The 12306-nt window shown below is 42.2% G+C and carries 10 protein-coding genes; all 10 read left to right on the top strand.

The genetic code is table 11. From position 1 onward, the window contains the following. Positions 1-2 precede the first annotated feature (2 nt). The 10 genes from nuoE (at position 3) to K1X76_10370 (ending at position 11882) form a co-directional block, all read left to right on the top strand. Complete coding sequence (gene nuoE, locus K1X76_10415) at positions 3-470, top strand: NADH-quinone oxidoreductase subunit NuoE (GenBank protein MBX7149481.1); 468 nt, start codon at positions 3-5, stop codon at positions 468-470. Then, complete coding sequence (gene nuoF / locus K1X76_10410) at positions 467-1753, top strand: NADH-quinone oxidoreductase subunit NuoF (GenBank protein MBX7149480.1); 1287 nt, start codon at positions 467-469, stop codon at positions 1751-1753. Before nuoE ends, nuoF begins: the two co-directional genes overlap by 4 nt. Before the next feature lie 20 nt (positions 1754-1773). Beyond that, positions 1774-3225, top strand: coding sequence for a (2Fe-2S)-binding protein (locus K1X76_10405; protein ID MBX7149479.1), 1452 nt, complete (start codon positions 1774-1776; stop codon positions 3223-3225). Further along, positions 3225-4469, top strand: a complete 1245-nt coding sequence (locus tag K1X76_10400; GenBank protein MBX7149478.1) for an NADH-quinone oxidoreductase subunit H — start codon at positions 3225-3227, stop codon at positions 4467-4469. The genes K1X76_10405 and K1X76_10400 overlap by 1 nt, the downstream gene beginning before the upstream one ends. 106 nt (positions 4470-4575) lie before the next feature. Next, positions 4576-5076: an NADH-quinone oxidoreductase subunit J gene (locus K1X76_10395; protein MBX7149477.1), complete on the top strand. Its 501-nt coding sequence runs from the start codon at positions 4576-4578 to the stop codon at positions 5074-5076. Beyond that, complete coding sequence (gene nuoK / locus K1X76_10390) at positions 5076-5384, top strand: NADH-quinone oxidoreductase subunit NuoK (protein ID MBX7149476.1); 309 nt, start codon at positions 5076-5078, stop codon at positions 5382-5384. The genes K1X76_10395 and nuoK overlap by 1 nt, the downstream gene beginning before the upstream one ends. A gap of 215 nt (positions 5385-5599) precedes the next feature. Further along, the gene (nuoL, locus tag K1X76_10385; GenBank protein ID MBX7149475.1) at positions 5600-7555 is read left to right on the top strand and encodes an NADH-quinone oxidoreductase subunit L; all 1956 of its coding nucleotides are present in this window, start codon (positions 5600-5602) and stop codon (positions 7553-7555) included. 6 nt (positions 7556-7561) lie between these two features. Then, complete coding sequence (locus tag K1X76_10380) at positions 7562-9055, top strand: NADH-quinone oxidoreductase subunit M (protein ID MBX7149474.1); 1494 nt, start codon at positions 7562-7564, stop codon at positions 9053-9055. Continuing rightward, on the top strand, positions 9055-10548 hold the full coding sequence (locus tag K1X76_10375) for an NADH-quinone oxidoreductase subunit N (GenBank protein ID MBX7149473.1): 1494 nt from the start codon (positions 9055-9057) through the stop codon (positions 10546-10548). The genes K1X76_10380 and K1X76_10375 overlap by 1 nt, the downstream gene beginning before the upstream one ends. A 113-nt stretch (positions 10549-10661) precedes the next feature. After that, complete coding sequence (locus K1X76_10370) at positions 10662-11882, top strand: AAA family ATPase (GenBank protein ID MBX7149472.1); 1221 nt, start codon at positions 10662-10664, stop codon at positions 11880-11882. Positions 11883-12306 lie beyond the last annotated feature (424 nt).

The raw sequence follows: 12306 nt of genomic DNA, 5'->3' as shown, positions 1-12306 counted from the left end.
CGATTGAATTTACAGCAGATAATAAAAAGAAATTTGACACGCTCTTAACGCGTTATCCTACCAAAAAAGCGGCTATTTTGCCCACCTTGTGGTTGGTGCAGGGGCAATATGGTTTTATTTCGGATGAGGCTATGGAGTATGTTGGCAAGTTGCTCGATTTATCGCCCGTGCACGTGCTGAGTGTGGTGACTTTTTATACGATGTTTAACCGCAAACCTGTGGGTAAACATCATATTCAGGTTTGCCGAACGCTTTCGTGTGCCATGATGGGGGCCGATAGTCTGGTGGATCATCTCAAAACAAAATTGAAAATTAACGAAGGCGAAACTACGCGTGACGGAAAGTTTTCTCTCTGCACGGTGGAATGTTTGGCTAGTTGTGGTACCGCGCCGGCTATTATGATTAACGAGGCGTATCACGAAAATTTAACACCAGCAAAATTAGATAAAATTTTGGCGGAATTAGCATGACCGATAACAAAGACAATTTAGTTCTTACCACCCGTTTTGGACTCGAAAAATCGTATACGGCCGACGTGTATCAAAAAACGGGCGGGTATAAATCCATCGACAAACTTTTTTCGATGAAGCCTGATGATGTGATTGAAGAAGTTAAAAAGTCCGGCTTGCGCGGCCGCGGTGGTGCTGGTTTTGCCGCTGGTCTTAAGTGGAGTTTTATTCCCAAAAACGTGGATAAACCCAAATATCTGTGCGTGAATGCCGATGAATCGGAGCCGGGCACTTTTAAAGATCGCTATCTTTTAGAAGATGATCCGCATCAACTTATTGAAGGCATCATCATCTGCTGCTACGCCATTGGTGCCGAAAGTGCCTATGTGTATATTCGTGGTGAATTCGATTTAGCCTATCGTCGCATCGAAGAAGCGGTTCAGGAAGCCTATCAAAAGGGTTATTTGGGCAAAAATCTTTTTGGCAAAAATTATAAACTGGATGTAACCGTGCATCGCGGTGCTGGCGCTTATATTTGTGGAGAAGAGACAGCGCTTTTAAGTTCGCTTGAGGGTAACAAAGGTCAGCCTCGTATTAAACCACCGTTTCCGGCTGTAGTGGGTCTTTTTGGTTGTCCTACCATTATTAATAACGTCGAAACTATTTCGGCGCTTCCTTACATTCTTAATAATGGTGCCGATGCCTACAAAAAGTTTGGTACCGAAAAATCGCCCGGCACAAAATTATTTTCCGTTTCCGGTCATGTGAATAAACCCGGTGTGTATGAATTGCCTCTGGGTTATCCCATGAAAGATCTTATCAATAAAGTGTGCGGGGGAATGAAAGATGGCAAGGCTTTAAAAGCGGTAATTCCTGGCGGAACCTCCATGCCCATTTTAACAGCTAAAGATTGTGAAACTGTGACACTCGATTACGAATCAATGACGGCGCATCAAACCATGCTGGGTTCTGGTGGAGTTATCGTCATGAACGAAGATGTTGATATGGTGTGGGTGTTGCGTAATCTCTCTCGTTTTTATGCGCATGAATCGTGCGGCCAGTGTACACCGTGCCGTGAAGGAACAGGCTGGATTGATAAAATGCTGGTACGTATATTGCGCGAAGGTGGAGAAGAAAAAGACATTGCACTCTTAAATGAGCTTTCCGACAACATGATGGGTAAAACAATTTGTGTGTTGGCTGATTCTCTCTCCATGCCGGTGATAAGTTTTATTAAAAAGTTTCCGGATGATTTTAGACGGCATTTGAAAAATAGGCCTCAGGCTGTGAGAGTGGGAATATAATTTTTTGATTTAACAAAAGAATGGCTAAAGTAAATTTAACAATTGATGGACAGAGTGTAGACGTAGAAGAAGGCACCAACCTTATTGAAGCCGCACGTCAGATTGGTGTGGAAGTGCCGCATTATTGTTACCATCCCGGTCTTAAAATTGATGGTAACTGCCGCATGTGTTTGGTGGACATCGAAAAATCTCCAAAACCACAAATTGCCTGCAATACCAAAGTGGCTCCCGGCATGGTGGTGCATACACAAACCGATAAAGTAAAAAAGATGCGTGCGTCGGTGATGGAATTTTTACTCATCAACCATCCTCTCGATTGTCCCACCTGTGATCAGGCTGGTGAATGTCGTCTGCAAGATTATTACATGAAGTACGACCGTATTCCGTCGCGCTTTGAAGAAACAAAAGTTCATAAAGATAAAATGATCGATTTAGGGTCTTCCGTGATGCTCGATCAGGAACGTTGCATTGCCTGTACGCGTTGTATTCGTTTCTGCCGTGATGTTGCCGGCCAAGATGAATTGGCTTTGGCTAACCGTGGCGACCATGTGACCATCACCACCTTCCCTGGTAAAAAGCTTTCCAATCCTTATGCCGGAAATGTGGTGGATATCTGCCCGGTGGGAGCGCTTACCAGTGATGAATTCCGTTTTAAAAAGCGCGTATGGTATTTAAAACGCACACCGTCTGTTTGCACGGGTTGTTCACGCGGTTGTAATATCGAAGTGCATCACGAAGGGAATAAAATTTATCGTCTTATTCCGCGCTATAATCCAAACGTTAATCAGTACTGGATGTGTGACGAAGGCCGCCATGGGTATCATTTTGTAAACGATAACCGCGTGCTGCGTGCTCAAATTATTAAAAACGGCGCCATGCAGGAAGTTTCGTTTGCCGAAGCTGCCGCTTATTTAGCCTCTCAATTAAAAACGATGAATAGCAGTGAGATTGCCACTATTTCTCACGCGGGTGAAACCAATGAGGTATTAAAAGCATTTGATGAGTTTTCCAAAAATGTTCTTAAAACCGATTTGCGTTATTACAGTCGTAACGAGGTAAAAAATCCTAGCTCCGATACTATTTTACGCACGGCCGATAAAAATCCTAATCAAGCGTACATTAACGATCTAAAATTAAAACCCGTATCCGAGATTAAAAATGCGCAAGCAGCGCTTGTGCTCAATGGATTAAGCGAAGCCGATTTTGAAATTTTGAAAAAGAAAAATATTCCTATCTTGGCTATTTTTGCAGCTAATGTTGGTGATGCATTGCCACATGCAAGTGTGGTTTGTCCAATTCCTACTTTTGCTGAACAGGATGGCCACCTTACCAACGTAAATGCTGTGGTGCAAAAAATTTCACAGGCTTTTGCCCCTCGTGGTGAATCGCGTTTGGTGGGTGAGTGGTTAGATGCAATAACACTGGCATTGGGCATGAGTGCTAAAAAGGCGGAGGCGGTTTCGGTATTTTAATGATTATTATTATTCTTAAAATTCTTATCCCTTTTCTCATTATTTTTAACATTATCCCCCTTCTTATTTGGGCGGAAAGAAAAGGTTCGGCTTTTATTCAGGGGCGCCATGGTCCTAACCGTGCCAGCATCAAGGGCTTGCGTTTGGGTGGTTTATTACATTCGCTCTCGGATGTTATCAAGCTCATGACCAAAGAAGATTTTACTCCCGGTCATGTCACCAATCCTTATTTTACAATCGCTCCGTTTTTAACCTTGGCTGTTGCTTGTGTAACTTTTGCTGTTATCCCGTTTGCGCATCCCATCACCATCAATGGTACCGAATTTGTTTTGCAGCCAGCTAACATCAACGTGGGTGTTCTGTATGTATTGGCCATGGCCTCCATGGGTGTGTTTGGCATTATGTTAGCCGGTTGGGCTGCAAACAATAAATATGCTCTTTTAGGAGGCGCTCGTTCCTCAGCTCAAATGATTTCGTACGAAATTTCAATGGGCTTATCCCTCTTAAGTGTTCTTATGTTGGGTGGTTCGCTGGAGCTTCATCATATTATCACCAATCAAACCGAAAACATGCTGCACTGGAATATTGTCCGTCAGCCGATTGCTTTCTTTCTTTTTACCGTGGCTGCTTTTGCTGAAACTAACCGCAACCCGTTTGATTTACCCGAAGGTGAATCGGAAATTGTGGGTTATCACGTGGAATATAGCTCCATGAAATTCGCTATGTTCTTTATGGCAGAATATGCACACATGATTGTGGCTTCTTGTCTTATCTCCATACTCTTTTTTGGCGGTTGGCAGGTTCCTTTTCTCTCTACCGATTTTATCCGTGCCCATGCCGATACCGGACTCTTCATCATTATTATGGCCCATGCGGTGTTGTTTATGATCATCGGGGCCTTCCTGCTGAAAAAATTTAAAAAAGGCCATTATGGCGATAAGCGTGATTACGAAGTGATTGTCGTGGGCGCGCCGCTTCTCTTGGGTGGTTTAGGTTTAGCGCTCTTAGCTTTCTTTACCGGTTCATTTAATTTGGGTGATACCGGCTCGCAGATTTTTACGGCTTTTATTCAGTTTGGTGTGTTTATGGCCAAGGTTCTCTTTTTCTGCTGGCTCTTTATTTGGGTGCGTTGGACGCTTCCACGCTTCCGCTATGATCAGTTGATGAATATTGGCTGGAAGGGGATGATACCGCTCGCTTTAGCGAATTTGGTGATAACCAGTATTGTAATGTTGTTTGTATGAACAGGAGAGTAACCCCCTCCGGCTCCCCCTTAATTTAAGGGGGAGGGGAAAGAAAGTGCTCCTCCCTTAGATTAAGGGAGGAGATAGAGGTGGGTTATCTTACTTTATGGGTGAAACGATTTTATTCTATATTTTTGGAGGCCTCGCTTTGTTGATGGTTTTCTTAACCGTTATTCAAAAGAACCCTGTAGCGAGTGCTTTATGTTTAGTGATGGCGCTTTTTAATTTGGCTGGTCTCTATGTATTGCTGATGGCTCCGTTTGTTGCGGTGATGCAAGTGCTTGTTTATGCAGGTGCCATTATGGTGCTCTTTATCTTTGTTGTTATGCTTTTAAAATTGCGCGACCAAGATTTAATAGACGATCAAGTGACACTTCCCAAGCTTTTTACCTTACCCTTGGCTGGTATTTTTATTTATTTACTGGTTCGTAAATTTTTAAGCCTGGGTACGGGAGCTTTTCCTGCTGTTGATGCTTCGTTTGGAGCTCCCAAAGAAGTAGGTAAAATTTTATTTGCCGATTATTTAATCCCGTTTGAAATCACCTCGGTATTGCTGCTTGTTTCCATCATTGGCGTGGTGCTACTTGCTAAAAAGGAGAGTCGGTAATGCAAAATATTACCGTTGTTCATTATCTCATTCTTTCTGCTGCCATGTTTGGCATTGGTCTTTGGGGCGTGGTGCTGCGTAAAAATTTACTGATCGTGTTTATGTGCATTGAAATTATGCTGAATGCCGCCAATCTTTCGTTTGTTGCACTGGCCCGTTATTTTGGAAAAATGGAAGCCCATGTGGTTGTATTTTTTGTGATGGCGGTGGCAGCGGCAGAAGCCGCTGTGGGTTTGGCGATTGTGATTATGATGTATAGAAATCGGCACACGGTGCGTACCGATGAATGGCGCATTATGGGGGGATAAGGTGTTTCCTAACCAGGTGCTTTTTTAATTTTTTGTGCGCCTGAAAGTCAGGATCATATAACGCCCTCACAAGTTCTGTGAAGATAGGCTACGTGCTTGTAGGGTGAGGGCTTTAAGGTGGGCTACAGTCGCCCCAAAAATTAAAAAAGCACCTGATTAGGAAAATCTTTTTGATGGTGGTGATTAAGAAAGTTTAGTGGAAGTGAAATAAAAATATGGAATTTAACACACAATTTTTAACATTAATTCCCTTAATGCCTCTAGCAGGAGCTTTAATTAATGGCACTGTGGCGCTTAAGGTGTCGCGTGATAGGCTTCATAATCCTGCTGTTAAAAATCCCGAAATGTTTTCGGCTTTTGTGGGCTGTTTATTTCCAATTCTTTCGTTTGCGCTTACCGTGTGGGCTTTTTTAACGTTAAAAGCTTTGCCCGAAGGGGAAGGAAAATTGGCTACGGATGCAGTGCTCCCTTGGTTATCAACGCCGCTTATCAATATTTCATTTGGTTTTTTGTTTGATCACCTATCAAGCGTGATGACACTTGTTGTCACCGGTGTGGGCAGCCTTATCCATATATATTCTCGCGGATACATGCACGACGACGAAGGTTTTTCGCGCTTTTTTGCCTATCTTAATCTCTTTCTCTTTTTCATGCTTTTGTTGGTTTTAGGCGATAACCTTTTAGTTCTTTTTGTGGGCTGGGAAGGTGTGGGGCTTTGTTCGTATCTTCTTATTGGGTTTTGGTTTACCGATGCGGCTAAAGCTCAGTGCGGCAAAAAAGCCTTTGTAGCTAACCGCGTGGGTGATTTTGGATTTTTAATTGGTCTCTTTTTTATTGTGTTTGCATTTACATCGCAGGCACAGAGCAGTGATTTACGTTTTTTTAATTACGACTTTTTGGCCGCCCATAAAGAGGTGTTGGCTCCTTTTGCAACGCTTATTACTCTTTGTTTATTTACCGGTGCAACAGGTAAGTCGGCGCAAATTCCACTCTATGTTTGGTTACCCGATGCCATGGCTGGTCCTACGCCGGTTTCTGCTTTAATCCATGCGGCCACCATGGTGACTGCCGGCGTTTATATGGTAGCACGTCTCTTTTTTGTGTATGCCATGGCCCCGTTTACTTTACATATTATTGCAACCATTGGTTTAGCTACTGCCATTGGTGCGGCTCTTATCGCTATCACCCAGTACGATATTAAAAAGGTATTGGCTTATTCTACCGTATCGCAATTGGGCTACATGTTTTTAGGCTTAGGTGTGGGTGCACCGCAGGCCGCTATTTTCCACGTTGTGACTCACGCTTTCTTTAAAGCTTGTTTGTTTCTTGGTTCCGGCTCTGTCATTTACGCCTGTCATCACGAACAAGATATTCGTCATATGGGTGGGCTCTTAAAAAAGATTCCTCTTACCGGTTTTATGTTTTTATTATCCACTATTGCCATTGCCGGTATTCCTCCCTTTGCCGGCTTTTTCTCTAAAGATGAAATTTTGTGGCATGTGTATGCCAGTGGTAATACCACCTATTATGTATTGGCACTTATGGCTGCAGGCCTTACGGCATTTTACATGTTCCGTTTATTTGCCTACACCTTTTTAGGAAAGTTTCGTGGCCATGAGGTTCATCATGTGCCGGCCAGCATGAATTTTCCCGTTCTTATTTTAGGAATTTTAGCGGTGGTAGGCGGGCTGATGGGAATTCCTGAAGTATTGGGTGGGCATAATCATTTTCATCATTGGTTGCACGAGCTCACGGCTGGACTTCCAGCTTTAGAAGGTGATCATCATACCGAACTCATGCTTATGGGTGTGTCGGCTGCTTGGGCCCTTTTGCTTTCTCTTATTTCTTTAGCGCTCTATAGCCGTAACCTGGAATGGACTAAAAATATTAAAATTAAGCTTAAACCCCTCCATAATTTAATGAGTAATAAATTTTATATTGATGAATTGTATAATGCCGTCATCATTCAGCCCCTTAAACATATTTCGGATGCCTTGTTGTGGAAGGTGGCTGATGTGAAGTTGATAGATGGTATTATTGTACATGGCTGGGGCAATTTAGCTCGCTTTATGGCGGGTGTGATTGTACGCGTGCAATCGGGGCTTGTGGCTCATTACGCTATTCTCATTTTAATTAGTTTAATTGCCATGCTGTATGTAGTGACCAAATAATTTTTTATGGAATTTATTAATAACCATATTTTGTCTCTTGTTATTTTTTTCCCTGTAGCTGCGGCGCTTATTATTATGCTGCTGCCCCGCGAGGAAAAAACGCTTATTCATCGCTTGGGCATTTTGCTGGCCTTAATTGAATTTTTTATTTCGCTTCATTTGTATTTTCATTTTGTTGGTACCGGTACCTTTGAATATACCGAAATGCTCTCGTGGATTCCCACCTGGAAAATTAATTATTTTGTAGGCATTGATGGCGTTAGTTTATTACTTATTCTTCTTTCTACCTTTTTAACCCCTCTTGTATTGCTATCGGCCACGCATGCAGTAACCACGCGCGTTAAAGAATTTGTAATGGCTGTATTGGTGCTAGAAGCCGGTATGGTGGGTGTGTTTAGTGCACTCGATTTTTTCCTGTTTTATGTTTTTTGGGAAGTGATGTTGGTACCCATGTATCTTTTAATTGGTGTATGGGGCGGCAAACGTAAAATTTATGCAGCGCTCAAGTTTTTTATTTACACAATGGCTGGATCGCTGCTCATGCTTATTGCCATCCTTTATATATATTCAAAAACCGGCACATTCAGTTTGGTGGATTTGTACGAACAGGGTTTTGATCCCGCTGTTCAATTTTGGTTGTTTGCTGCTTTTGCTTTAGCTTTTGCCATAAAAGTTCCTTTATTTCCGCTCCATACCTGGTTGCCTGATGCACACGTAGAAGCGCCAACAGCCGGTTCGGTTATTTTGGCTGGCGTACTTTTAAAGATGGGTACCTATGGTTTTTTTCGATTTGCCATGCCGCTTTTTCCTCAGGCTTTTATAGTATTTCAGCCCTACCTCATTTTCCTTTCTGTAGTAGGTATTGTGTATGGAGCTTTGGTAGCCATGGTGCAAACCGATATTAAAAAGCTGATTGCTTATTCGTCTGTATCGCACTTGGGTGTTGTAATGTTAGGTTTGTTTGCTTTGGACCGTACGGCCATGATGGGTGGGCTTTTTCAGATGCTGGCTCACGGTATTTCTACCGGAGCACTTTTCTTTTTAGTGGGTATTATTTACGAACGTACCCATTCGCGTGCTATAGCCGAGCACAGCGGCGTAATGAAAATTATGCCCTGGTATGGAGTGGTGTTTGTGCTGGTGACCATGTCGTCTATTGGTTTGCCTCTTACTAACGGTTTTGTAGGAGAGTTTTTAACCTTGGTGGGTTCGTTTCAAACGGCACGCTGGCCCACTATTGTGGCAGCTTCGGGTGTTATTTTATCGGCAGTTTATATGTTGTGGATGGTAGAACGCGTGTTTTACGGTGAAGCTAAAACACCTGTAGGCATTAAAATTCCCGATTTATCATTGCGTGAAATTGTAGTGTTGGTTCCTTTAATTGTTTTTATTTTGTGGATGGGCATTATGCCTAAAACTTTTATGAAAACTTTGGATGCTCCCATCGAACAGTTGTTTATGCAAATGGCGGGAGATGTGACGGATGCTGAGGTTAAGTAATGACACCTATTGATATTGATTCTTATAAAGCAGTGCTGATGGCTGGGCTACCCGTATGGATTTTGTGCGGGGGCGGAGTATTGGCTCTTTTATTAGATGCTATTTTTAATCGCAAAGGCAGCCTTGTGGTTTACTTAACCGGTATTGCCACCATGGTGGCAACGCTCGCCGTTTGTTTTAACCAATGGGATCAAACTGCTGCTTTACCGCAAACGGCTTTAAAGCTCGATCTCTTAACCCGTTTTTTTATTGTGTTGGTGCTGGTTGTAGGCCTTTTAAGCTTATGCCAAGTTTATGCCTATCTTAAAACACACACATCCTCCACCTCTACCGCTAAAGGTCCTTTAGGGGCCTCTATGGTAACACTCATTTTATTTTCTATTGCGGGGCAGGTATTTTTATTTTCGGCCGATCATCTTATTACCAGTTTCATCGGGCTCGAAATCATGTCGCTCGCGGTATACGTCTTGGTTGGAAGTAAAAAAGATGATCCGCGTTCTAACGAAGCCGCTATGAAATATTTTGTATTAGGCTCGGTGGCTTCGGCTTTTATACTTTATGGTATTGCTTTGTTATATGGCTCTTTTGGTTTTTTAACGTTTTCGCAATTATCGGGTGTGGGAGCTTCTACCGAATTTTTACCGCGCATTGGTTTGGTTTTTGTGTTGGCCGGCGTGTTGTTTAAATTAGGCATTGCTCCGTTTCATTTTTGGGTGCCCGATGTGTACGAGGGCGCGCCGGTGCCGGTAACGGGTTTTATGTCTACGGCTGTTAAGGCCGCGTCCATTGCGTTTTTTATCCGCATTATTACCAATTTGCATTTTATTCCCGATGTGATGGTTTCTAAAATTTTATTTGTGTGCGTGATTTTAACCATTGCCGTGGGCAATTTGGGTGCCCTCATGCAGGAAAATTTAAAACGCATGCTGGCGTATTCGTCCATTGCCCACGCGGGTTATATGTTGCTTGGTCTTTATTCGGGTTTTAAAGATGGTCAGTTTGATCCACAAGCCTCTACGGCTGTTCTTTTTTATCTCATTGGTTATTCGGTAATGAGCTTGGGGGCTTTTGGAGTGCTGTCGGTAATGGTGGATCATCAAAAAGAAGCCTGTCAGTTTTCGGATTTAAACGGATTGGGTTATTCGCGTCCCGTTTTAGCAGCCTGTTTTTCGCTTTTTATGCTCTCGCTTTTGGGTATTCCTCCCACGGTAGGGTTTGTAGGCAAATATTTTGTATTTAGTTATGCTGTAGCACACGGACAAATTCCTTTAGCCATTTTTGGTGTGATTATGAGCATTGTGTCGGCTTACTATTATTTGCGTCCTATGGTGGCTATGTACTTTAAAGGCAAATCCGATCGTTTGGTAATCACCTCCATTCCGCTGCCGCTTATGTTTGCGGTGGTGTTTTGTGTAGTGGCCATTCTTATTTTGGGTATTAATCCCAAAGACTACATCGATATTGCGCTTATGGCGGTTAATCCTGCTCAGTAATATAAATATTTGATAAATAATGCTTTTTTATTATTCTTTGTCGTGAGAATACTTTTTTAGAGTTGTATCTAAAAAAGTATTTACTTTTTTAGAGTTCACTCTAAAATGGTTTTATGTTTGAACGTACGCTCGTTAATCCCTTATTAAAAGCACTCACTCAGTGGAATAAAATGGTGTTGTTATCGGGGCCGCGGCAAGTGGGTAAAACAACGCTGGCGGAGGAATTAAAAAAGAAATGTGGGCAGGGAATTTATTTTAACTGGGACGATATTAATCATCAAAAAAAAATGTTGGCCCAGCCTTATTTTTTTAGTTCAGAAAATAGGGAGCCTCAAAAAGATTTTTTGGTGATTTTCGATGAAATTCACAAATACTCCCGCTGGAAAAACTATTTAAAGGGCGCTTTTGATACTTACCATCACGACTATCGTTTTTTGGTAACCGGTAGTGGCAAAATAAACGTACATAAAAAAGTTGGCGATTCGTTGTTAGGGCGTTATTTAACATACGAACTGTTTCCATTAACGGTAGGAGAACTTTTAAACCAGTTGCCTGCTAGTTCAAGTGTTGCTACTTGGCTGGAAAACCCCGATTCTATTCATCCACAGGCGCTAGTGAATTATGAGGCCTTATGGAATTTTGGTGGATTTCCCGATCCGCTAACCAAGGGGGAGATGGCCTATTACTTACGTTGGAGCGATGAACGTAAGCAAATTATTGTGCGCGATGAATTGCGGTATTTGTCCCAAATTCGGGAAATTTCCCAGCTTGAAATATTAGGTCATTTGGTTCCTCAAAAAGTTGGAAGCACTTTTTCAATTAATTCGTTGCGTGAAGATGTTGGCGTAGCCTTTGAAACAATACGGGCCTGGATGAGCTTGTTTCATATGGTGTATTACACATTTCAGGTATTGCCTTTTACCGCAAAGCTTGCATCGATGATTAAAAAAGAACCCAAAATTTATTTGTACGATTGGGCCGAACTTAATGATGAGGCAAAAAAATTTGAAAATATGGTAGCCCTGCATTTGTTTAAAATGGTGGCCTTATGGAATATGTTGGGCGAAAAAAAATGGAGCTTGTGTTATTTGCGCGATAAACAAAAGCGTGAAGTGGATTTTGCTCTTGTGCAAAATGGAAAACCCTTTGTGCTTATCGAAGCAAAGATATCCGATGACAATCCCGATCCTTCATTGTTGTATTATCAGCAAAAACTAAAAATACCCATTGTGGTGCAGCTGGTACACAAACCCCATATTTTTAAAATAACACGTATTAATGAGTTAAAACAAATCATTGTATCGGCTGCCCATTTTTTAAGCGTGTTAGGGTAGGTATGGTGCCGTATTCAAAAGTAAAAAACTGTATTCAAGGTGCAATAGCCGCTTGACACTAAAAGCCGCTGGGCGTAGGTAAAAGTATTAGTATTTTTTCATTTTCATTAACCTTAAAAAATTAGGAGCTTTTTTTATGAAATTAAACAAATTGTTAGTTTTGTTGTGCGCTGGCGCTTTGGCTTTGGGCACTGTGGCTTGTGGTGATAGCAGTGATTCGAGTAGTGATCCGATTCGCCTACAACTCGTGCGCAAACGGCAACTACAGCCGCACAAACCAAAGCATTAACCATAGCTTTAGCTAACCCTACTGCTAGTGTTTCTTCTGCCTTAACCCGTACCGACATTGAAGAACAAACTTATGATTGCGAATCTGGTGATCCTGGTACAGTTACTTATTCAGGCTCATATGATGACTCTGACG

Source organism: bacterium (assembly GCA_019695305.1).
Lineage (GTDB): Bacteria > UBA10199 > UBA10199 > UBA10199 > JAIBAG01 > JAIBAG01.
This window is presented reverse-complemented; position numbering and strand designations above follow the sequence as displayed.